Origin of the sequence: Nocardia sp. NPDC004168 (assembly GCF_040610355.1) — a bacterium.
In the GTDB taxonomy this organism is placed as follows: domain Bacteria; phylum Actinomycetota; class Actinomycetes; order Mycobacteriales; family Mycobacteriaceae; genus Nocardia; species Nocardia sichangensis.
In genome coordinates this window covers 250,901-270,769 of the sequence record NZ_JBEXME010000005.1, presented here as the reverse complement: position 1 = coordinate 270,769, position 19,869 = coordinate 250,901, and the positions used below count along the sequence as shown (strand labels likewise).

The following is a 19,869-nucleotide window of genomic DNA, read 5'->3' as shown; positions in this document are numbered from 1 at the left end:
GAGATGATCGGCCCGGCCCGGCCCGGTCGCGATCAGCGACGACCGAGGCCGGACGGATAACGCCGGGGAAGTGACGACTTTCAGGCGGTCGCCGTGTCGATGGCGCCGGTGCGGGGTGCGACGAGCGTCAGGCCGCCGTCGTAGCGGCGATACATCAGATGGCCGCGTCCCGACGGTGGGTCGGTGTAGAACAGGAACGGCAACCCGTATTCGCATACCCGTTCCACTGCTCGTGTTTCGGTGAGCGCCGGTGCCGGTCGGGGGTTGATGGTGAACAGTCCCGAACTGCCGACGATCGAGTGTGGCGTATGGACACTGTGCTGGCGCGCCATCCGCAGCCCGAACGGTCCGGCGCGGTAGACGACGGCGTCCTCGCCGGTCTCGGCATCGGTGAACAGATGCGCGTCGTAATCCATCGCGTCCAAGAGCGCCGTCGCCGCGGGCAGCGAGCCCGTCATCAGCGCAACCGCCTTGCGGCGGACCAGTTCTCCCGGGCCGGGTGTGTCCAGCGGCCGACGGTCCGGATCCGGCCACGGCCGCGGCTCCCACGGCTTCTGCAACGCCTTGATCTGCCGTTGCAACCGGATCACCGTCGGCAACGCGTCACCACGACGATTCGCCAACGTCTGGATCCGCGCGCAGGTGTCACCGACGGACAGATTCACCTGGACGACCATCGGGCCGTCGTCGCGGTCCGGGGCCGTGATCCGCAGGCGGGCGGCGCCCGCGACAGGGAATCGCCGCAGCAGACGGCCGACCGTACCGGCGAAGCGTTCCCGCTCGAGGGCCGGTACTCGGCCGGTGGCGAACACGGCGACTTCCGGGAACGACGTCGACGACCACACCTCCGACACCAGCGACATCCCATCCTCCACTGCTCTCGCCCCACCGACTCACCTGGCAAGACTGTGCCCGCAGCGTGGGTCGTGCCCGTAGGGCCGAAAGTCCGCTACGCCGATTACTTTCAGCATCGTGAAGTCCCTCGGCGATCGGCCGTCCGTCGCGCGGGATCGTGGAGGCCGCCGATGCGCCGGCCGGCCATGTGTCCGGCCGGCGGGCAGATCGAGGCGTCAGCGGAGCGTGCGGTGGTCCGCGGGCCTGCTCACTCGACGCGTCCGGCCGGTTCGCCGGAACGCGCACCGGCCGTACGCCGTGGCAGGCGCAGCGCCGTGGCCGGACGGTTGTAGGCCCATTGGGCGACGGCGATGACGGCCGAGCCCAGCGAAGTGATACCTGCGAGCAGAGCCCAGTGGGTGAGACCCGCGGTGTTGTAGGAGACCTGCCGGACTCCCGGCGCGATCAGGCTGCCGTTGCCGAACGCCCAACTCGTCACCATGCCGACCTGCCCGCCGAAGTCCGTGGAGCGGGCGAGCATGGCGCGCAGCTCGGGAGCCTTGCTGTTGACGTAGAGCACGGTGAGCAGGACCAGCGCCGCGGTCGTCACCGCGCACGCCGTCGCCGTGCGTGACAGGACCTCGGTGCGAAGCCGGAGATTCACCACCACCACGCAGACGGTGAGGACGATCGCGCCCGCGGACAGCAGTGCCAGGGCGCCGCTGATCCGCGCGGTGGGCGGCTGCGACGACGACCAGACGTTCAGGTAGGAAGTGGTCGCGGTGATCCGGCCGAAGGCATCGGCACTGGCTTTGCCGTCGGCGCCCACAGCCCTGAGCCACGGCTGGAACAGCAGGATCAGCGTGACGATACTGCCGGCCACGGCGCACAGGTAGCCCCAGTGGCCCCGCAACGCCGACAGGGATGCACGGAATTCGCCGTGCCGTCCCGGCGCCGCGCTGGGTTCTCGCTCGAGTCGAGTGTCCTTTGCTGACCACGGCGTTGGCTGCACTTCGCTCCGAACTCGAGGACAAGGGTTCGCCGTCGGGAACCCGGGTGGACAGGGCGGTCCCGACTGCGGTCGGCCTCACGCACGGTAGGCAGCAGGGTTATCCGGACGTTAAGAGCTGCCGAACGCTCGGAGAATGGTTGCGATCAGCGCGATTTTGAAATCTCGGTGGGGCGCCTGGGCGCAGGTGCGGAAATGGAGATCGGCTCACCCGGCCACCCCACCCTTCGCCCGGCACTTCGGCTTCCAGGTCTGTGTGAACATTCGAGCAGACGGACTACCGCGTTCGGGAAGAGTTCGGTGCATTCTGCCGACGTCGGACAGCGATCGGTGCGGCGCCGTTCGTCCGCATCGTAGGCGGCCGTCGAAAGATCTGTAGCAGAGTCCGATTCGGTGCCGTTGCAATCTTTCCGGCAGCGGTGCCGGAATTGACCGGCGACTTACCTGGAGACCACGTGTCGCCCGAATCCGTTACTAAGTCGCAACTTTCGTCGATCCACGCATCGCAACACCTCGGCGCGGTCGACGCGGAATCAGTCCACGATCTAGCTGCGAGCTGAAAAACCTTGCCGCACAAGATGAAACGGTGCATCCGGCGGTGCCGATCGGAAGTGCCGAGTAGGGTTGCCGACGCCGCTCCGGTCGCCTGGCAAACGGCCGAAAGGTGATTCTGGAGCCGTAGGCGAGATACAGTACGGGCCGTGACAGAGCACCGATCGCCCATCGGCGGGGATCGCTCGCAGGATCTCGGAGTACCGCGTTCGCTGGACCTCCGCTCCGCCGACTGGTCGAGTTCCGATGAGACCCTTGCCCGGCTGTTCCAACGTGTCGAGGCGTACGCCATGGACGCGCGCGAGTGGTATTCGCGGGACGGTCTAACGAAGCGGCGGGCGAGCCTAGCCCTCACCGCGGCGATGATCGTGCTCGGCTTACTCGGAATCCTGGTGCCCCTGCTGACCACCGCCGGAGTCCACGCCATCGACCCGAGCTGGGGATACATCCTGCTCGCCTGCGCCGCCGGAAGCGCGGCATGCGACCGTTTCTTCGGTGTCTCGACGGCGTGGGCGCGCGACATCCGCAGCGCGCAGTCGATCAACGCGATGCTGTGCGACTTCCAACTCGAGTGGGCTTCGGTCTCCCGCGCGCCCGCCAATTCGAATGGGGAGATCGACCGCAGGATGGGACTGCTGCGGGATTTCTCCTACCGGGTCAACGAGGTGATCGCACACGAAACCGACAGCTGGACCGGGCAATTGCAGCTGTCGGCGCAACCGCGGATGAGCAGGCTGGATCGGAGGTAGCGCCGGCTGCCGGTGTCGTAGGCGCGTTCGTTACTGGTTCGTCGGCGCCGAGACGGGCATCGACGAGCAGTCCGGCCGCTCCGATCGCGGCGCAGGCCACGGTGGTCGCGAGCAAGGCCGGGCTGGTGTGCCCGGTCAGAGCGTCGCCGAGCGCGACGACCGCGATCGTTCCTGGCAGCACGCCGACGACGGTGGCGACCAGGTAGGGCGCGAGCCGGACCGAGGACAGGCCAGCGCAATAGTTGATCAGCGCGAACGGCACCGGGCCGATCAGCCGCAGCGACCCCACCGCCAGCCAGCCGCGGCGGGCCAGGCGCCGGTCGACCGCGGCGACCGCCGGATGGGTCAGCAGCCGGGCCGCGACGGCCTCGCGGCCGACCACGCGCACGAGCTGGAACGCCACGACCGCGCTGACCGTGGTCGCGGCGATCGCGACGGCGACGCCGGTGACCGGACCGAACAGCAGTCCGGCGCTGAGAGTGAACGCGATCCGTGGCAGGACGATGGTCGCGGCGGCGTGCGCGGTGAAGAACACCAGCGGCAGCCACGGACCGGTTTCTTGTGCCCAACTGCGGATCTGGTCGGCACCCAGGTGCGGAACGAGTACCGCGCCGGCCACGAACACGACCGGCGGCAGCACGACGGCGATCAGCCGCGGATCACGCCACCGCGGCCCGCGGTGACCATCGGTGGCCGCTACACCAGCGGCGAGCTTGTCGACCGGCATGAGTCGATGCTCTCAGCGTGCTGTCGGGCGGGGCGCGGGCTGAAACAGTTCGACAAAGTTGCCGGAGGGGTCCTCGAGGAGCACCTGTTGCCCGCCGGGGCCGTCGACGATGTCGTTGCGGAAGGTGACGCCCGCGGCTCGCAGCCGCGTGGCCTCGGCGGCGATATCGTCGACGACCAGCTGGAGACGATTCCAGCCGCCGGGTTCCGGGGTAGCGCCATCGGGCATCGGGCGTGCCGCCGAACTCTTCGGCCCCGCCAGCAGCAACTGCAGCGGGCCGCGCACCACTGCGGCGAAGGCCGGGGAGGCGTCGAAGTCGACGGTGAACCCGAGGTGGGTGGTGTAGAACTCGACCGCCGCGGCCACATCGTCGATGAGGTAGCGGACTCGGGCGAGTTCGATCGGTGCGGTCGTGGTCATGGCTGGATCTCCTAGTTGTTGTGTGCCGAGGACATGGCGGTGGGCATGGGTGGGAACCCGGTGCGGGTGTCGAGTTCGGCGGCGAGACGACGGAACTCCGGATATGTGGCGCGGTCGGTGTCGCCGGTCGTGGCCGGATCGGGCAGGCTCCAATGCGTCGCGACGGCGCGGCCGTGGTCGCGGGGTACCTCGCGGATCTTGTCGCACAACGTGATCACGTAATCGAAGCGGCGGTCGGCGACCGCATCGAGCGCCTGCGGTCGCTGTGCACCCAGGTCGATCCCGTAGTCCTCCCGGAGCACCCGCGCCGCGTTCGGATGGATCCGCGGTTTGGGATGGCTGCCCGCGCTGGCGACCCGGACGCCGGTCACGCGGTGCCGCAGCAGTGCCTCGGCCATCGGCGACCGGGCACTGTTACCGGTGCACAGGAACAACACCGAACAGTCCTTCGGCCATGGGCGGCCGGACGGAGCCAGCGCCGGATGCAAAGCAACCGCGGCGTCACCGAATGCGGCCGCGCACCAGGACAGGTCGAGATGGTAGTAGCTGTCGCGGCCGTCGAAACTGCTGCGGCGCGCGTCGACCAACCCGGCCGACCGCAGCAGCCGTAGGTGATACGACACCAGATTCTGCGGCTCCCCGACCGCTTGCACCAGCTCCCGCACCCGGCGATCACTCGCCGCCAGCTCGGTCATCAACGCCCACCGCAGCGGATGTGCTGTCATGCGCATCAGCAGCGGAACCGGCACTCGATCCGTGGTACCCACCTCGCCCACATTACATCAAACCAATTTGATGTATATACCGATCTCTGCTCGGTCCGTAGTTCGGCTTCATTGAACCAAATAGTGTGACAAGCAGTACTGTGAAGATGACTTATTTGAACTGGTCGGTTAATTTTGTGTCATGAAATATGTTGTGGTCGTTGGTGGTACCGATGGGATCGGCCGGGCTGTCGCCCTGAAGCGGCTTGCCGTTGGAGACGCCGTCGTGGTCGTCGGGCGAGACGCCGAGAAAGGCAAGAGCCTTCTCGCGGCAGCCGAGGAGCTCGGGGCGGGCGACCGTGCGCATTTCGTGCCCGCGGATCTCAGTTCGATCGGTGCGACCCGCACCGCCGTCGACGCCATCCGAACCCGTTTCACCACGGTGGATGCCCTGGTGCTCTGTGCCAGGCACTACCGGTCCGATCGGCTGGTGACCGCGGAAGGGTTCGAATACACCTTCGCGCTGTTCTACCTGAGCCGATTCGTGCTCAGCTACGAACTGATCGACCTGCTGAACACCGCCCCGAACCCGGTCATCGTCAATGTGGCCGGTCCGGGCAGCGGAACCGGCGAGATCCGCTGGGACGACCTGGGTCTCGAGCGCGATTACCACGGCCTGCACGCGCTCGCGCAGGGCGGTCAGCTCAACGATCTGCTCGGCATCGAGTTCGCGCGCAGGCCGGTGTCGGCGCGAGTGCGATACGTGCTGGTGCATCCGGGGGTGGTGAACACCGCCCTGTCCGGCGACTACGACGCCGAGATGGCGGCCAGGATCGAAACGATGCGCCACACCGCGAGACCGATCGACGAGGCCATCCGCCCGATCCTCGCGGTACTGGATGATCCGCCGGTCGAGGCGCTGACCGCGATCGCGCAGGGACAGCCGTTGGACGTGCACGGACCCGAGTTCGACACCGCCGCGGCCGCGCGGTTGTACGGCGAGACGACGAAGCTGCTCGGACGGTTGCAGTCGGCGGCGTCGGGCATTTCCCCGGCCAGGTTGCGGCAGGTCCTCGACTCGCCCGTATTCGGTGTCGTTGCCACGATCCAGCCCGACGGCAGCACACATCAATCGGTGGTGTGGATACTGCGAGACGGGGACGATGTCCTCTTCGTCGTGGGGGAGGGCAGTCGCAAAGAGCGCAACCTGCGCCGTGACGCCCGAGTCGGCGTGCTGGTCAACCCACCTGAGCAGCCCTACACCTACGCCGCGATCCACGGTACCGCGACCCTGTCCACCGAAGGCGGTCTCGAAATACGGGATCGTTTGGCGCTGAAGTACACCGGCAAGACCTATCGCGAGCACAATCCGGAAGCCGCGGCCACCTACGGGGATACTCCGATGGTCGTCGTCCGGGTCACGCCCGAACGAATCGTCGGCCGACTCTGAGCCGCGATCTTCTCTGAGCCCGGGCAGCAAGCACTGCCACGGCGCGCGCATGGCGTGGCCGGGTGTGTTACCGAGCGCGTTGTGCGGAAAATATCAGCGGTACTGCGCAGCTCGCTGTTCCCGACGGCCCGAGCCCGCTCGAGTACGTAGACTTCCGGCGTGACCGATCTCGCGGACTTCGCCCGGCTGATCGCCGGTGACCACGGACTTTGTGTCGTCTCCACCCTTCGAGCCGACAACACGATCCAGTCGTCGCTGGTCAACGCCGGCGTATTGCGACACCCGGCGACCGGTGCCGACGTGGTCGGCATGGTGGTACGCGGCGGCGTGCGCAAACTGGACAACCTGCGGGCCCGGGCGCGTGCCACGATCGTGGTCCGTGTCGGTTGGCAATGGTGCGCCGCCGAGGGGCCGGTGTGGATCGCCGGTCCGGACGACCCGGCCCCCGGGGTCGATGCCGAGCGGTTGCGGTTGCTGCTGCGTGAGGTGTTCACCGCGGCCGGTGGCGTGCACGAGGATTGGGACGAGTACGACAGAGTGATGGCCGCCGAGCGCCGGGCGGTGGTGTTGATCTCGCCGGATCGCGTCTACGGCAACGGCTGAGCTTCGCCGCGCCCCGGAAGAACCGGAAATGGACGCGGGGCAGCGCGTAGTTCCGATCATGTCGAGCGGGATCGGTTACCGGGATCGACAGGCTTGTTAGCGTCAGCCTGGTGAATCTCGATCTGGATGGAAAACGCGCGATCGTGACCGGCGGCAGCCGAGGGATCGGATTGGCTGTCGCTCGCGGGCTCGCCAACGAAGGTGTGGATGTGGTGATCGCGGCGCGTGCGGCCGAACCGCTCGCGGCCGCTGCCCGGACATTGGCCGAGGAGACGGGTCGGCGAGTGGTCGCGATACCGACCGACACCGGCGACGACGGCCAGGTCGAGGCGCTGGTGGAGCGCACCGTCGCCGAATTGGGCGGCGTCGACATCCTGGTGAACTCCGCCGCCACGCCGTGGAGTGCGGGCGCGAGCGCCGACCTGGCGGCCACCAGCGACGATGTGGTGCGGCGTGAAGTGGAGATCAAGGTGCTCGGATATCTGCGCACCGCCCGCGCGGTCGCCCCTCATCTGGTCGAGCAGGGCTGGGGCCGGATCATCAACATCAGTGGACTCGGTGCGCGCCAGGCGAATTCCATCGCCCAGACGATTCGGAACATCAGCGTCTCGGCATTGACCAAGAATTTGGCGGACGAGCTCGGTCCGAAGGGCATCAATGTGACGGTCGTGCATCCGGGGCTGACCAGGACCGAACGCCTGACCCAGCGGTTGACCGCGCAAGCCGAGGAGTCGGGGAATACGGTCACCGAACTCGAAGCCGAGCTGGCGAAGAATACGCTGCGCCGGGTCATCGACGCCGCGGAAGTCGCCGACGTGGTGACCTTCCTCGCGTCACCCCGCAGTATCGCGATCACCGGCGACGCCATCGCGGTCGGCGGCGGCGTCCCGGGTCCGGTCTTCTACTGAGAGCGCCGCGCAGGGCGAACTTCGCCCGCGCGTAGCTCGCGCTCTGTCGCCTATCCGGCCGCCTGGAAGGGTTCCGCGACCATCCAGTGCTCGACGAGCCTGCCGTCGTGCACTCGGATCATGTCCATGCCCATCGTCTCGAATCGCTGACCGGTCGGCGGCAGGCCGAGAAAATCCCCGGTGTGCGTGCCGCGAACCGTGTACCGGTGCGCGACCCACTCTCCGCTTTCGATAGTCGCTTCCACGACGACCTGCAGATCCGGCGCGCCGGTCCACATCGATTGCCATTTCCGCCGCCAGTCTTCCCGGGTCATCGACTGTCCCTGGTCCCGTGATTCGGCGGCGATGTAGCTCAGCGCGGTGTCGAGATCACCGGTCGCCCTGGCGTCGATGATCGCCTCGCTCACTGCGGCCGGGCTCAGCGGATTGTTCATGTCACTCTCCTGAACCGATAAACGGGGACTATCCCCGCTATGGTGCCGTACGATACGGGGACTGTCCCCGGATAGACAAGAGTTCTCGTGCCGACCACCTCCGAGCCGTCCCCGGGCGCGCGGCCGCGCGCCGACGCCCGGCGCAACCGTGACCGGCTCCTCGCCGCCGCGGAGCGCGCGTTCAATCGTTTCGGCGCCGCCGCCTCGCTCGATGACATCGCTCGCGCCGCCGGTGTCGCCAATGCCACCCTGTACCGGCATTTCCCGACACGCGGGCACCTCATCACGGCCGTGTACCGCGAGCGGATCGACGCGCTGTGTGCCGCGGCCACCGATCTAGCGGGCGGCGGTGCGGCCGGTGACGCCTTGCTCGGCTGGTTGAATGCGGTCATCGATCACATCGCGGTCAGCCGAGGCTTGCGCGAGGCGTTCGTCAACGCATATGGACTTCGCGACGGCGACGAAACCCCGGAAGTCGCAGCGTGGCATCGCATGACCGATGCCGCTGCCATGCCGCTGTTGCGGGATGCCCAAGCCGCCGGTCTCATTCGAGCCGATCTCGAGGTGACCGAATTGATGACCCTCGTCTCCGCGATCGCACACGCGGGCAACGGCGATGCCGACCATGCTCGCCGTCTGCTCACCCTGACCTTCGAGGGTCTGACGTCCGAGGGCTGAACGGGTCGCCACCCAGGCCTCCTGATGCGGTGGGCGGTGGTGGATAGTCGTCGACGGTCATAGCGTTGTAGACGCGTGTGCTTTTGGTGACGAGGCGGAGGAAGGCGCGGCCGGGGCCTGCGGGCAGGGCGGATAACAGTCGGGTGGCCTGCACCAGTCCCGAGACACCGAGGCGGGATGTGGGGATCAGGGTCTTGGCTGCGCTGAGCGCGACCGCGTGGCCGCCGCGTATGTGTTCGGCCATCGCGTGTTCGTAGGCGGGGAAGGCGCGCTCGTGGTCGCCGCCCGCTCGTGCGAGTTCTCCGGCGAGGACGTACGCGCCGACGACGGCCAGCGTGGTGCTGCCGCCGACGGCCGGGCCGGGGCAGTAGCCCGCGTCGCCGACGAGCGTCACCCGGCCTCGGGACCAGGTGTCCATGCGGAGTTGGGTGATGGAGTCGAAGTAGAACGCCGGGGTGTGGTCGAGTTCGTCGAGCCAGCGGTCCACGTCGGTGTCGAAACCGTGGAATGCTTTACGCAGCAGCTCTTTCTGCCGTGACACGTCGTGGCGGTGGTAGTCGAGTTCGCAGTTGCTGCGGAACAGGAACAACGCACGCGCCTCGCCGAGGTGGCGTACACCGTAGATACCTGCGGTGCGGCCGACACCGACGTGGATGTGGAGTTCGCTGTCGCAGCCGTAGGCGCCGGGCAGGGTCATCACCCCGAGATAGGCCCCGGCGAAGGCGCTGAAGCGCGATTCCTCGCCGAAGACCAGGCGGCGCACAGTGGAGTGCAGCCCGTCCGCGCCGACGACGAGGTCGAAGCGGCGCTGCGCGGACTTCTCGAACCGCACCTCGCCCTCGGGTGAGATCGCGGTGATCGAGTCGCCGAAGAGATATTCGACGTCGTCGGAGGCGGCGTCATAGTAGATCTCGCTGAGGTCGTCGCGCATGATCTCGGCGTGTTGGTCGGAAGTGGCGCCGAAGATCTTGGCGAGATCCACGCTGGCGGGCCGCCGCGTGCCTTCGGGGTGGAGTGTCATCCGGTTCGTGCCGGTGGCCCGTTCCTGGATGCGCGCCAGCACGCCCATCTTCTGCGAGATGTCCATCGCGGGCCGGAACAGGTCGACCGCGTGGCCGCCGGTCTTGCGCAGGGTCGGCGCGCGTTCGACGACGGTGACGGAGAAGCCGTGCCTGGTGAGCCAGTACGCCAGCACCGGTCCGGCGATGCTTGCACCGGAGATGAGGATCCGCACGAGTATGCCTCCCTTTTTGCTGAAATCGCCGATCAGTTGGGCATCTTCGATCCGAAACTCCACTGCCACTTCGGATCTGGATCCGAACACCGACTCGACGCCGCAGCGGCGCTGGTCTCAGCCATTGGTTCTCCTTCGGACGGTCCGTACAGGGACTACCTTGCTGGGCGACCGAAGATTCGTCTTGAACAAATGTCAGCGTTCACGGTCGGCGGGAACCGCTCATACGATCGGCGTGCGGCCATGGGAAATCCGTGACGGCCCGGCGTGGCTACGTGCTGTTCCTATCCGGCCGTGACGGGTCGCCGTCGATCGGTTCCGCAGTTGGGCGCCTGCTGAGCAGCGCGCGGCCTCCCGCCTCGGCCGACTCCAACAGGTACCGCAGCCCGTCCCACGACCTGTCCAGGTAACCGCTCGGATCCGCACCGCTGTACAGATGGGCATGTCTCTGTTAGCAATAAGGGACGGGTCTGTCTTGAGGATGCAGGGTGGGCCGGTATCGAGCGCGCTAGGCGCGAAATGAATCGAGTGCCCTATGAGCACAGAATTGCACGGTCTCGGCGGCGCCGCCCACCCCTCGTCGGACGGGTGGAAAGACGCCCTCCTCGGACTGGACGCGACCATCGAACACCGCGGCAACGCGACCGTCGTCCACGTCCATGGTGAAGTCGATGCCTACACGCTGCCCGCGTGGCGGCGATTGCTATACGAGGCCGGAGCGACCACCGCGGCGCCGGGGTCGATCGTGATCGATGCGAGCGGTCTCGGCTTCATGTCCTGCCGTTCGCTGCTGATCTTGGCCGAAGAATCCGAGGCATGCCTGCGCCGGGGCGTCCGGCTGCGAGTGGTCGGTGACCGGCTGGTAGTGGCCCGCGTCGTGGCCGTCCTCGACCTCGACGCCCTGCGGCCCGTTCACTCCTCTGTCGAGGACGCGCTGGCCGACTCGCTGCGGAGCGGGCGATTCCACGGCATCGGGCCACGTGCGGCGTGGCGCGGTCACGCCGGTACACCGGAGCCGCGACCTCTCTGACGCTGTCTTCTCGGCACCGGGGCTTCGCTCGAATGCCCTGGTGCCGGGGTCGGCGGATCGAGCCTTGACAGGCGACGTGTCAGCAATCACATCGAACGAATCCCCTTCTTCTACGACCGGCTGTTCGGCCCCGGCAAGGATCCCGCCGTCGATCACGGCACGATCCATGCCACACCCGGTGACTGGTGGACCGTGTTCGCTCAATCGCCGGACGTATTCCGGCACGCTGTGCGCGGTTTCGCCGTCTACCGCAACGCGATCCTCGATCCGGCCTCGGGCGAATTGGGTCAGAGCCGGGCCGGTCGTGGAAATCAGGGACCTGTCCGCGGATCTGTCCGGCGCCTGACCGAGTCGGCGCGGGGGTCTATGCCGGTTCGGCGGATCGGATCGCCGCCTCGAGTGTGCGCAGAGCCGCGGTGAGCACGGTGCGTTCGTCGGCGGCGAGTTGGTCGGTCAAGGCGGTTTCGTGCTCCAGTAGGGCGGGCACGACCTGTTCGATGTGGCGATGGCCGTCCGGCGTGAGCGAGACCAGGACGCCACGCCGGGTGGTCGAGGTCGGTTCGCGGGTGATCAGCCCGGCCGCTTCCGCACGGGCGAGGCGCTGGGAGACGGCGCCCGCGGTGACGAGGCTGCGGGCGGCGATCTGGCGGGTGGTCAGCTGGTAGGGCGGACCGGATCGGCGCAGGGTGCTGAGCAGGTCGAGGGTCGATTCGTCGATGCCGAGCCGCTGGAGGGTGCGCTGTCGCTCGTCGGCGAGGAGTTTGGCGAGTCGCCACAGCGGCGTGAGGATCTCGATCGACTCGACTCGCGCGCCGGGCAGTTCGCGGCGCCATGCCGCGGCTATCCGGGCGGGCGACGGTATCTCGTCGTGTGCTTCGTGCGTCATTGCCGGAAGTCTCTCCCCTCGGTACATTTAGCGCTAAATATACCGAGAGGAGATGAGAATGCGCGGAACGGTCGTCGTCACCGGTGCGAGCGGGGGAATCGGACGCCGGGTGGCTCAGCGGTTCGCCGAAGGCGGGGCGGACGTGGTGATCACCGGGCGTTCGAAGGAACGGGTGGAGCGGGCGGCACAGGAACTCGGAGTGCGGGGAATCGTTTGTGATGCGTCGATTCCAACGGAGGTGGAGCGGTTCGCCGAATCGGTCGGGCCCGAAGTGGATGTGCTGGTGAACATGGCCGGGGGCAACACCGATCTCGTCGTCGGCAACGGTGCCGCGGTGTCGTTGGCGGAGTTGGCCGAGCAGTGGACGGCGAACCTGTCGACGAATCTCTTGAGTGCGGTCCTGACCACCTCGGCGCTGCGGGAGCGGCTGCGACCCGGTGGAGCGGTGATCAATGTCGGCTCGATCGGCGCGGAGTATGCCGCGGGGTCCTACGGCGCCGCGAAGGCGGCGCTGGCGGCGTGGTCGGCCGGCTTGTCGGCGCAACTGGCGCCGAAGGGTGTCACGGTGAACACGGTCGCGCCCGGTTACATCGAGAACACCGATTTCTTCCAAGGGCAACTCAGCGAGCAACGGCGTAGCTGGTTGATCGACTCCACGCACGACAAACGCGCGGGTGAGCCCGATGACGTCGCCGGGCTGATCGAGTTCCTGGCCTCCCCGCACGCCCGGCACATCACGGGCCAGACGATTCACATCAACGGCGGTGCGCACACGACCAGATGAATGCTCCGTGAGCGGCGATTGGGTTCGGGCTGATCGCAATTCTGTTCGCGCACGGGCGCGTGCGGTTGAATCCGGTATCACCTCCGTTCGTCGTCCGGAGCGGTGTCGCACGTCTCGGCTCGAATCGTCGCGACGGCACCGAACCGGGGCGGACACGGCTTCAGACGAGGAGCACCACATGACAGCGCAGGCCGCCGCGGCAACTCCGACCGACGCCTTCGTCGCCGACTGGCAGGACTGGCAGCGCGGACAAGAGGCGCGACTGGCCGACCCGCACGGATTCCTGGCCATCACCGATCTGCACTGGCTGGCCGAGACGCCGCAGCGATTCTCCGACGCGCCGGGTGCCTGGTCCACCGGCGCCGACGGTGTGACGGTGGTGCTCGACGACGGTGAGGAGCTGGTGGTCGACGGGACACCCGTGCGCGGCAGGCATGTGTTCGGGGTCATCCCCGAACGCGGCGGCGTGAACGCTGTCTGGGGTGACGCGGTGATCGAGGTCGCCAAGCGCGGCGGGCACGACATCGTTCGGCCACGGCACCCGGACAACCCGCTGCGCACGGCATTTCGCGGCACGCCCGCCTACGCGCCGCACCCGAAGTGGGTGGTCTCCGGGCGATATGTCGCCTTCCCGGAGCCGCAGCCGACCACGGTCGGCGCCGCTGTCGAAGGACTGGAACACGTCTACGACGCGCCGGGGCAGGTCGAGTTCGAGTTGGACGGACGGCCGCTGCGCCTGACCGCTTTCCCCGGCAAGGACCCCGGCGCCCTGACCGTGCTCTTCACCGACGAAACCTCCGGGGTCACCACATACGCCGCCAACCGGGTGCTGCAGCTGTCGCCGCCGGATGCCGACGGGTCGGTGGAGCTGGACTTCAATCGGGCCGCGAATCTGCCCTGCGCCTACACCGACCTGGCGACCTGCCCGTTGCCGCCCGCGGAGAACCGGCTCCCGGTCGCGATCGAAGCCGGTGAGAAGCTGCCGTACGAGCGCGGCTGAACCGATGAGCGACACGACACCTCGGATCAGGACGTTGTCGTTCCTGACGCCGGGCAACTATCCCGACGACGATCCGTACTCCGGGCTCGAGGACACGCTACGGCTGTTCGAGTACGGCGAAAGCCTCGGTTTCGACGGTGCGTGGATCCGGCAGCGTCATCTCGAGCACGGCGTCGGGTCGGCAGCGGTGTTCCTGGCCGCCGCCGGTCAGCGCACCAGTCGAATCCAATTGGGCACGGCCGTGATTCCCATCGGCTACGAAAGCCCGTTCCGGCTGGCCGAGGATCTGTCGCTGGCGGATGTGCTGTCGCGGGGCCGGTTGCAAGCCGGTTTCAGTGCGGGCACGCCGCCGCATGCCGACTTGCTCGGCGGCCTGGTCTTCGACGGGGACTGGCGCACCTACGACCTTTCCTACGGACGGATCGCCCGGCTGATCGAGAACCTGCGGGGCGACTATCTCGGTGACGCCGACACGGTGATCCACTCCCCGGGCAACACCCAGCGGCCGCGGTTACAGCCGCACAATCCCGGTTTGATCGACCGGCTGTGGTACGGCGGGGCCAGCACCCGTTCGGTGCGCTGGGCAGGGGAGAACGGGCTGAACCTCCTGACGGGGAACATCGTGTTCGGCGAGCACAGCGACGATTTCACCACCACCCAGTCGAGCCTGATCGGCGAGTACCGCGGACTGGTGGATCCGGCTCGGCCCGCCCGGGTCGCGGTGGGACGGGTGATCGTTCCGTTCGACAGTGCCGACCGCGCGACTCGCGAGCGGTACCGGCAGTACGCGGAGAGCAGGCGCGAGCGCACCCTCGGGCCGCAGGGGCCGCGGCGCGTCCTGTTCGCCCCGGACCTGGTCGGGCCCGCCGAGGAGATCATCGATCGGCTGCGGGCCGATCCGGTGCTCGCGCAGACTTCGGAACTGCGACTGGAGCTTCCGTACGAGTTCCACCGCGCCGACTACGAGCAGATCCTGCACGACACCGTGGAGTTGATCGCGCCGGCGCTGGGTCGTCGGACCGCGACCGGTACAGAGCACGAGACCGGTGAGGTGGCCGCCCCCGCGTGATCCTTGATGCCCGATCGACTCCGGGTGCCGGTCGGCGTGTCAGTGGTTCGTGATCCAGGTATCGGTGAATTCCGCTTCCGCGGCGAGCATGTCGACCAGCCGTGCGACGACGGCCGCTTCGATCTTCTTGCCGAACAACGGGATCCCCACCTCGGCCGCGCCGTCCACGACCGCCACCGCGGCGGCATCCTGCTCGGTGAGCCGGACGGTGCCGCTCACCCGCGCGGGCACACCCTCGACGTCGGCGTCGAAACTGCCGCCCTCCTGGGTGTAGGTCTCGGTGCGGGTGACGACCAGGCCCTCGGGGCGCACCGCGGTGACGGCGCCGGGCAACTCGGCCGCCGCTATGGTCTGCACCATTCGCACGTGCAAACGGTCCTCGGCGGCATCGAACTCCACGAGAACTCCGCCGACCTCCTCGACGCGGTCTTTCCAGTACCGCTCGTCGGCCAGCGCCGCGCGAAGCGCGTCGGCCGGATGGGAGTAGGTGGCCGTGTACGCCAAGGGGGTCGCCATATCGGCACACGCTACCTGCCGCGCCGCCTGCCCGAGCCGGTGAATCGCCGAGTCGTGTAGCCGAATCCGCTGAATCACCTTGGCAAGCACCAGCTTCGACACCTGCATACCCAGTCCGGTATGTCTTCCAGTGCGGTGCGGCGTGCCTTGCCCCGGCGAGGAGTGGCCGTCTCAGACCGGGCAACCGCCCGTCGAGCCCGGGGGCGGCGCGAAGGAGTCCAGCGCGTACTCGCGGTGGTAGCGGACGAGCTTCTCGTATTGCAGGCGGTTGTAGGCCAGCGGGAGCAGCAGCAACCGATCCGGCAGCAGACGCCATGCCGCTTGCAGCACACGGACGTACACGGCGAACTCGAGATGGTGGCGCCGCTTCAGCTCGAACCCGGCCATGCGGCGGACGTCGGGGGTGTATGACCTCGGCCGAGCACACCTGGATCACGTGACCGGTGAAAGGGCGCAGCAGCAGCCACAACGGCGGGCCGACCTTGCCGCGCTGGACGCCCGATCGCGCCGCATCGTCGAGGCCGCCCGCGACTGCTTCGCCGAGATGGGTTTCGAGGAGACGACCATGGTCCGCATCGCCGAGCATGCCGGTGTCGGCGTCGCCACGGTCTATCGCCGTTTCGGCACCAAGTCCGCGCTGGTCCGCTACGCCCTCATGGCCGAGTCGCAACGGGTCGGGATCATTGTGGCCGAGGCGGTGCAGCGCTCGGCGGGTCCGGTCAGCGCGCTGGCGGAGATGTTCTCGGCGTTCGTGAGCGAGGCGAAGGCCCCCCGGTTGCTGACGGGCAGCCTTCGCGTCTCGTCCGCGGCGGGGGAACTCACCCGTTTCCTCACCGGTGACGAATTCATCGAGCAGGGACGGGCATTGGTCGCGGCCGCGGATCTCAGTTCTCGCTGCTTTCCGACGGGTCTTAACTCGAGATAACGATCGTCAGCGCCGCAATGATTTTCGGTCGGGGCGCGGCCGGCGCACGTGCCCAGAGCTTGTCGGTGCCATGTCCTACTGTCCGGGAGATGCGCAACAGGATTGCTGGATTCGCCTACGATCGCGTGACGCTCGGCGATGTCGGTCTCCACGTCGCCATGGCCGGAGCAGGCGCCCCGATCGTGCTCTTGCACGGCTTTCCGCAGACCCATTTCGCTTGGCGGCACGTCGCGACGGACCTCGCTCGCGACCATCTGGTGATCTGCCCGGATCTGCGCGGCTACGGCGACAGCGACAAGCCCGTCGGTGAGCCGGATGGCAGCACCTACGCGAAACGGACGATGGCCGCCGACATCATCGGGCTCATGCGGGCGCTGGGCCATGAGCGATTCGCGCTCGCCGGCCACGATCGAGGAGGATTGGTCGCGTTCCGTGCAGGTTTGGACCACCCGGACGCGATCAGCCATCTCGCGATTCTGGACGTGCTGCCCGCCGCGGACATGTGGTCCACCCTGCACGGGACATCCGGCATCTTCGCCTTCCATCTGTACCTGCTCGCACAACCTTCCGACGTGGCCGAGCGCATGATCGGAGCCGACCCCGATCTGTTCTTCGGGCACTTCCTCGACGACTGGTGCCGGATACCCGGCGCGATTCCCGGGGAAGCCCGCGCCGCATACCTCGCGGCTGCCCGCGCGCCCGGCGCCGTTCGCGCGGTGTGCGCCGACTATCGGGCCAGCGCCTCCATCGACAACGTCCACGACGAAGCCGATCGTCGTGCGGGCCGCCGGTTGACCATGCCCGTCGCCGCGCTCTGGCAGGATCCGGGCGAGGTCGTGCTTCCGTTCGATCCCCTATCGATCTGGTCGGGATGGGCGAACGATCTTCGCGCCGGGACCGTGCGGTGCGGACACTTCCTGCCGGAGGAGATGCCCGGCCCCGTCATCGAAGCCATACGAAACCTGATCGACCGACCCGCGGCGACGGCCGTCAGGGCAGATGCATGAGTTGCCGGGAGAGGGTGAACAGGCGGCGGGCGAGTTTGGTGACCGGCAGACCGAGCGGAAGCAGGATCACCGTCACGCATAGGATCGCGCCGACGAGCCACAGCACGGCCGCGACCAGCCCCAGTACCGTGCCGAGCACGGCCGTGAGGATCCCCAGCACGACGCCGAGCAGGCCCTGTAGCGCTCGCATGATGACCTTCCGGTGTCCATTCTGCGCTTCTTCGGCGCGACGCGCATGCGCCGATCGCGATCGGCGCTTTCACCGCGTCCGGCTCCGCGACGACTCCGTGTACGGGCACGGGATCGGCCGGTAGCGTCCCAGGTATGAGCCGAGCGATCGTGGAGCTGTCGCATCCGGTCTCGGACGGCATGCTCACCTATCCGGGCCTGCCCGCACCACGCGTCACCACGGCCGTGGCGCGCGACCGATCGCCGCTGATCGACATGGCCTACGACATCGCACGCGTGGATATGGTCGGCCACACCGGGACCTACATCGACGCGCCTTACCATTTCCACGCCGAAGGCGCCGACATCGCCGAGTTGCCGTTGGAACGGCTGTTCAACGTGCCGATCGTCCTTATCCGCGCGCGGGGACTGCGCGCGGTGGGCCCCGACCTGCTCGGTGATCCCGCGCTCCTGTGGGGCAAGGCGGTGCTGGTGCACACCGGTTGGTCGGCCGAGTGGGGTTCGGCCGCGTACCGGGAGCCCGGGCATCCGTTCCTGATCGGTGAGGTCGCCGATGCGCTGGTCGCCGCCAATGTGGCGTTGGTGGGCATCGACTCGCTCGACGTCGACGACACGTCGTTGCCGACACGTCCGTGCCATCACACGCTGCTGGGCGCGGGAATCCCGATCATCGAGCAGATGACGAACCTGGACGCGCTCCCCGGCACCGGCGCCAGACTCGTCGCACTGCCTGCGCCGGTGCGCGGGATGGGCTCGTTTCCGCTGCGCGTCGTGGCGTGGTGGTGACATAGACGCTTTCGATCCCACGATCGGGGGCTCTTGCTCTGCCGAAGTTCCTCTCGCCGGCGGGGTTACGGTCGAGCGGTCCCGCCGGCGAGATCGGGCCCCTGGACCTACGAGGTGTAGTCGAGTGATTGCCGAAGACAGTGATCCGAACGGCGAGAAGCCGGAACCCCGCAGGAAGACGATCAACAGTCCTTACATTCATCGGCTGCAACGTCGGCACTTCCTGCTATTCGATATTCTGCCGATTCTCGGCACGGCTGGTGCGTTCGCCTTTCTCCGGGTGCATCCGTTCGGCCTGACCGAATTCCTGCTGCTGTTCTCGATGTGGCTGGCCACCGGTCTCGGCGTGACCGTCGGCTACCACCGGCTGTTCACCCATCGCACGTTCACGGCGGCGCCGTGGGTCGCCGCGGTGCTGGCGGTGCTCGGCTCGATGGCCGGACAGGGCGGCGTGGTGTCCTGGGTGGCCCTGCATCGGCGGCATCACGAATACAGCGATCGCGAAGGAGATCCGCACTCGCCGAACCTTTCCGGCGGTGGTCTGCGCGGAACGCTACGCGGCCTGGCGCATTCGCATTTCCTGTGGATGCGTCGCCACGAGTACCCGAACGTCGTGCACTACGCACCCGACCTCATCAAGGATCGCGGCCTGGTACGGGTAGCCCGCCTCTACTACTACTGGGTGGCGTTGGGACTGCTGCTTCCCGCGGTGGTCGGTGGGGTGGTGTCGCTCGGTTGGACCGGGGCGGTCAGCGGCCTGCTGTGGGGCGGCCTGGTGCGGATCTTCGTTCTCGAGCACATCGTCTGGGCGATCAATTCGTTCCTGCACATGTTCGGCACCCGCCGTTATGTCTCGCGGGAGAACAGCCATAACGGCGGCGTCTTCGCTCTGGTGACGCTGGGGGAGTCGTGGCACAACAACCATCACGCGTTTCCCGAGTCGCCGTCCTTCGGTTTGGACTGGTATCGGCTCGATCCCGGATTCTGGGTCATCAAAATGCTCGAGAGCTGCGGGCTGGCCTGGGATCTGAAAGTACCGTCCGCGAAACGAATGGCGTCCAAACGTCTTTCCGGAAATGCCGATCCCGTCGGCAACGCAGCGTGAGGAATACGCAACATGGATACGAGTAGAGAAGCCATCGTCCGCTGGTGCAGGGAGTACCTCGGAAACTTGCTCGAGATTCCGGCGGAAGCGGTGGACCCCGCCGCCGATTTCGACCGGCTGGGTGTGGATTCCGCCCTCGCGGTCGCGCTGCTGATCGAGGTGGAGCAGCGGTACGGCGTCGATCTCGCGCCGGAGGACCTGTTCGAGAACCCCAATATCGACGCGGTGGCCGGTTATCTGCACGAGCAGAGCCGCTGGAGCGTGACGTAG

At 67.6% G+C, this 19,869-nt stretch carries 25 protein-coding genes; 14 read left to right on the top strand and 11 right to left on the bottom strand.

Going from position 1 to position 19,869, the window contains the following annotated elements:
- Window positions 1-80 precede the first annotated feature (80 nt).
- Both ABZW96_RS13115 and ABZW96_RS13110 read right to left on the bottom strand, forming a co-directional pair.
- Entirely contained in the window at window positions 81-863 is a 783-nt protein-coding gene (locus ABZW96_RS13115; protein WP_355074186.1) for a sigma 54 modulation/S30EA ribosomal C-terminal domain-containing protein, read from the bottom strand.
- A gap of 239 nt (window positions 864-1,102) precedes the next feature.
- The gene (locus ABZW96_RS13110; RefSeq protein ID WP_355074185.1) at window positions 1,103-1,717 is read right to left on the bottom strand and encodes a hypothetical protein; all 615 of its coding nucleotides are present in this window, start codon (window positions 1,715-1,717) and stop codon (window positions 1,103-1,105) included.
- An 827-nt stretch (window positions 1,718-2,544) separates the two neighbouring features.
- Between ABZW96_RS13110 and ABZW96_RS13105 the strand changes: the two genes are divergently transcribed.
- On the top strand, window positions 2,545-3,144 hold the full coding sequence (locus tag ABZW96_RS13105; RefSeq protein ID WP_355074183.1) for an SLATT domain-containing protein: 600 nt from the start codon (window positions 2,545-2,547) through the stop codon (window positions 3,142-3,144).
- Here ABZW96_RS13105 and ABZW96_RS13100 read toward each other — a convergent pair.
- The 3 genes from ABZW96_RS13100 to ABZW96_RS13090 are packed head-to-tail and all read right to left on the bottom strand — an operon-like array spanning window position 3,053 to window position 5,058.
- Complete coding sequence (locus ABZW96_RS13100; protein WP_355074181.1) at window positions 3,053-3,871, bottom strand: TVP38/TMEM64 family protein; 819 nt, start codon at window positions 3,869-3,871, stop codon at window positions 3,053-3,055. The genes ABZW96_RS13105 and ABZW96_RS13100 overlap by 92 nt on opposite strands.
- A 12-nt stretch (window positions 3,872-3,883) precedes the next feature.
- Entirely contained in the window at window positions 3,884-4,291 is a 408-nt protein-coding gene (locus tag ABZW96_RS13095) for a VOC family protein (protein WP_355074179.1), read from the bottom strand.
- Between the two features lie 11 nt (window positions 4,292-4,302).
- Window positions 4,303-5,058: an ArsR family transcriptional regulator gene (locus tag ABZW96_RS13090; RefSeq protein WP_355074177.1), complete on the bottom strand. Its 756-nt coding sequence runs from the start codon at window positions 5,056-5,058 to the stop codon at window positions 4,303-4,305.
- 139 nt (window positions 5,059-5,197) lie between these two features.
- Here ABZW96_RS13090 and ABZW96_RS13085 point away from each other — a divergent pair, with 139 nt between their 5' ends.
- The 3 genes from ABZW96_RS13085 (at window position 5,198) to ABZW96_RS13075 (ending at window position 7,956) form a co-directional block, all read left to right on the top strand.
- On the top strand, window positions 5,198-6,445 hold the full coding sequence (locus ABZW96_RS13085) for a TIGR03618 family F420-dependent PPOX class oxidoreductase (RefSeq protein ID WP_355074175.1): 1,248 nt from the start codon (window positions 5,198-5,200) through the stop codon (window positions 6,443-6,445).
- 159 nt (window positions 6,446-6,604) lie between these two features.
- Window positions 6,605-7,048: a pyridoxamine 5'-phosphate oxidase gene (locus tag ABZW96_RS13080; RefSeq protein ID WP_355074173.1), complete on the top strand. Its 444-nt coding sequence runs from the start codon at window positions 6,605-6,607 to the stop codon at window positions 7,046-7,048.
- Between the two features lie 110 nt (window positions 7,049-7,158).
- A complete protein-coding gene (locus ABZW96_RS13075) occupies window positions 7,159-7,956 on the top strand; it encodes an SDR family oxidoreductase (protein WP_355074172.1) in 798 nt (265 codons plus the stop codon).
- A 50-nt stretch (window positions 7,957-8,006) separates the two neighbouring features.
- Here ABZW96_RS13075 and ABZW96_RS13070 read toward each other — a convergent pair whose 3' ends face one another.
- Window positions 8,007-8,390 carry an ester cyclase gene (locus ABZW96_RS13070; RefSeq protein WP_355074170.1) on the bottom strand — a complete coding sequence of 128 codons (384 nt, stop codon included), beginning with the start codon at window positions 8,388-8,390 and terminating at the stop codon, window positions 8,007-8,009.
- A gap of 87 nt (window positions 8,391-8,477) precedes the next feature.
- On the opposite strand from ABZW96_RS13070, the gene ABZW96_RS13065 reads away from it, so the two are divergent.
- On the top strand, window positions 8,478-9,068 hold the full coding sequence (locus tag ABZW96_RS13065; protein WP_355074168.1) for a TetR family transcriptional regulator: 591 nt from the start codon (window positions 8,478-8,480) through the stop codon (window positions 9,066-9,068).
- Here ABZW96_RS13065 and ABZW96_RS13060 read toward each other — a convergent pair.
- The gene (locus ABZW96_RS13060; protein ID WP_355074167.1) at window positions 9,031-10,302 is read right to left on the bottom strand and encodes an FAD-dependent monooxygenase; all 1,272 of its coding nucleotides are present in this window, start codon (window positions 10,300-10,302) and stop codon (window positions 9,031-9,033) included. The two genes, ABZW96_RS13065 and ABZW96_RS13060, sit on opposite strands and share 38 nt — an antisense overlap.
- A 535-nt stretch (window positions 10,303-10,837) precedes the next feature.
- On the opposite strand from ABZW96_RS13060, the gene ABZW96_RS13055 reads away from it, so the two are divergent.
- Window positions 10,838-11,332 (top strand): anti-sigma factor antagonist, encoded by a 495-nt coding sequence (locus ABZW96_RS13055; RefSeq protein ID WP_355074166.1) that lies wholly within the window; start codon window positions 10,838-10,840, stop codon window positions 11,330-11,332.
- Between the two features lie 364 nt (window positions 11,333-11,696).
- Here ABZW96_RS13055 and ABZW96_RS13050 read toward each other — a convergent pair whose 3' ends face one another.
- Window positions 11,697-12,218 (bottom strand): MarR family transcriptional regulator, encoded by a 522-nt coding sequence (locus tag ABZW96_RS13050; protein WP_355074164.1) that lies wholly within the window; start codon window positions 12,216-12,218, stop codon window positions 11,697-11,699.
- 58 nt (window positions 12,219-12,276) lie between these two features.
- On the opposite strand from ABZW96_RS13050, the gene ABZW96_RS13045 reads away from it, so the two are divergent.
- The 3 genes from ABZW96_RS13045 to ABZW96_RS13035 all read left to right on the top strand — a co-directional run bounded on the left by ABZW96_RS13045 (window position 12,277) and on the right by ABZW96_RS13035 (window position 15,071).
- Window positions 12,277-13,002 carry an SDR family oxidoreductase gene (locus ABZW96_RS13045; protein ID WP_355074162.1) on the top strand — a complete coding sequence of 242 codons (726 nt, stop codon included), beginning with the start codon at window positions 12,277-12,279 and terminating at the stop codon, window positions 13,000-13,002.
- 178 nt (window positions 13,003-13,180) lie between these two features.
- Window positions 13,181-14,002 (top strand): DUF1684 domain-containing protein, encoded by an 822-nt coding sequence (locus tag ABZW96_RS13040; RefSeq protein WP_355074160.1) that lies wholly within the window; start codon window positions 13,181-13,183, stop codon window positions 14,000-14,002.
- A gap of 4 nt (window positions 14,003-14,006) precedes the next feature.
- Complete coding sequence (locus tag ABZW96_RS13035) at window positions 14,007-15,071, top strand: LLM class flavin-dependent oxidoreductase (RefSeq protein ID WP_355074158.1); 1,065 nt, start codon at window positions 14,007-14,009, stop codon at window positions 15,069-15,071.
- A 39-nt stretch (window positions 15,072-15,110) separates the two neighbouring features.
- On the opposite strand, the gene ABZW96_RS13030 is transcribed toward ABZW96_RS13035, so the two are convergent.
- Window positions 15,111-15,587 (bottom strand): DUF2505 domain-containing protein, encoded by a 477-nt coding sequence (locus ABZW96_RS13030; RefSeq protein ID WP_355074157.1) that lies wholly within the window; start codon window positions 15,585-15,587, stop codon window positions 15,111-15,113.
- Between the two features lie 171 nt (window positions 15,588-15,758).
- Window positions 15,759-15,974 carry a hypothetical protein gene (locus ABZW96_RS13025; protein ID WP_355074155.1) on the bottom strand — a complete coding sequence of 72 codons (216 nt, stop codon included), beginning with the start codon at window positions 15,972-15,974 and terminating at the stop codon, window positions 15,759-15,761.
- A 49-nt stretch (window positions 15,975-16,023) separates the two neighbouring features.
- Between ABZW96_RS13025 and ABZW96_RS13020 the strand changes: the two genes are divergently transcribed.
- Window positions 16,024-16,512, top strand: a complete 489-nt coding sequence (locus ABZW96_RS13020) for a helix-turn-helix domain-containing protein (protein WP_355074153.1) — start codon at window positions 16,024-16,026, stop codon at window positions 16,510-16,512.
- An 89-nt stretch (window positions 16,513-16,601) separates the two neighbouring features.
- Window positions 16,602-17,519, top strand: coding sequence for an alpha/beta hydrolase (locus tag ABZW96_RS13015; protein ID WP_355074151.1), 918 nt, complete (start codon window positions 16,602-16,604; stop codon window positions 17,517-17,519).
- Here the strand turns inward: ABZW96_RS13015 and ABZW96_RS13010 are convergent.
- Window positions 17,503-17,709 carry a hypothetical protein gene (locus tag ABZW96_RS13010; protein WP_355074149.1) on the bottom strand — a complete coding sequence of 69 codons (207 nt, stop codon included), beginning with the start codon at window positions 17,707-17,709 and terminating at the stop codon, window positions 17,503-17,505. The two genes, ABZW96_RS13015 and ABZW96_RS13010, sit on opposite strands and share 17 nt — an antisense overlap.
- Before the next feature lie 134 nt (window positions 17,710-17,843).
- On the opposite strand from ABZW96_RS13010, the gene ABZW96_RS13005 reads away from it, so the two are divergent.
- The 3 genes from ABZW96_RS13005 (at window position 17,844) to ABZW96_RS12995 (ending at window position 19,869) form a co-directional block, all read left to right on the top strand.
- Entirely contained in the window at window positions 17,844-18,494 is a 651-nt protein-coding gene (locus ABZW96_RS13005) for a cyclase family protein (protein ID WP_355074148.1), read from the top strand.
- 124 nt (window positions 18,495-18,618) lie between these two features.
- Window positions 18,619-19,599: a fatty acid desaturase gene (locus ABZW96_RS13000; RefSeq protein WP_355074146.1), complete on the top strand. Its 981-nt coding sequence runs from the start codon at window positions 18,619-18,621 to the stop codon at window positions 19,597-19,599.
- A gap of 12 nt (window positions 19,600-19,611) precedes the next feature.
- A complete protein-coding gene (locus ABZW96_RS12995) occupies window positions 19,612-19,869 on the top strand; it encodes an acyl carrier protein (RefSeq protein ID WP_355074145.1) in 258 nt (85 codons plus the stop codon).

Bases quoted from the DNA above. Each gene is read 5' to 3' on its own strand.
- ABZW96_RS13095 (WP_355074179.1), bottom strand. From the start codon at position 4,291: ATGACCACGACCGCACCGATCGAACTCGCCCGAGTCCGCTACCTCATC.
- ABZW96_RS13025 (WP_355074155.1), bottom strand. From the start codon at position 15,974: ATGGCCGGGTTCGAGCTGAAGCGGCGCCACCATCTCGAGTTCGCCGTG.
- ABZW96_RS13085 (WP_355074175.1), top strand. From the start codon at position 5,198: ATGAAATATGTTGTGGTCGTTGGTGGTACCGATGGGATCGGCCGGGCT.
- ABZW96_RS13100 (WP_355074181.1), bottom strand. From the start codon at position 3,871: ATGCCGGTCGACAAGCTCGCCGCTGGTGTAGCGGCCACCGATGGTCAC.
- ABZW96_RS13035 (WP_355074158.1), top strand. From the start codon at position 14,007: ATGAGCGACACGACACCTCGGATCAGGACGTTGTCGTTCCTGACGCCG.
- ABZW96_RS12995 (WP_355074145.1), top strand. From the start codon at position 19,612: ATGGATACGAGTAGAGAAGCCATCGTCCGCTGGTGCAGGGAGTACCTC.
- ABZW96_RS13005 (WP_355074148.1), top strand. From the start codon at position 17,844: ATGAGCCGAGCGATCGTGGAGCTGTCGCATCCGGTCTCGGACGGCATG.
- ABZW96_RS13050 (WP_355074164.1), bottom strand. From the start codon at position 12,218: ATGACGCACGAAGCACACGACGAGATACCGTCGCCCGCCCGGATAGCC.
- ABZW96_RS13030 (WP_355074157.1), bottom strand. From the start codon at position 15,587: ATGGCGACCCCCTTGGCGTACACGGCCACCTACTCCCATCCGGCCGAC.
- ABZW96_RS13015 (WP_355074151.1), top strand. From the start codon at position 16,602: ATGCGCAACAGGATTGCTGGATTCGCCTACGATCGCGTGACGCTCGGC.
- ABZW96_RS13040 (WP_355074160.1), top strand. From the start codon at position 13,181: ATGACAGCGCAGGCCGCCGCGGCAACTCCGACCGACGCCTTCGTCGCC.
- ABZW96_RS13070 (WP_355074170.1), bottom strand. From the start codon at position 8,390: ATGAACAATCCGCTGAGCCCGGCCGCAGTGAGCGAGGCGATCATCGAC.
- ABZW96_RS13055 (WP_355074166.1), top strand. From the start codon at position 10,838: ATGAGCACAGAATTGCACGGTCTCGGCGGCGCCGCCCACCCCTCGTCG.
- ABZW96_RS13115 (WP_355074186.1), bottom strand. From the start codon at position 863: ATGTCGCTGGTGTCGGAGGTGTGGTCGTCGACGTCGTTCCCGGAAGTC.
- ABZW96_RS13010 (WP_355074149.1), bottom strand. From the start codon at position 17,709: ATGCGAGCGCTACAGGGCCTGCTCGGCGTCGTGCTGGGGATCCTCACG.
- ABZW96_RS13045 (WP_355074162.1), top strand. From the start codon at position 12,277: ATGCGCGGAACGGTCGTCGTCACCGGTGCGAGCGGGGGAATCGGACGC.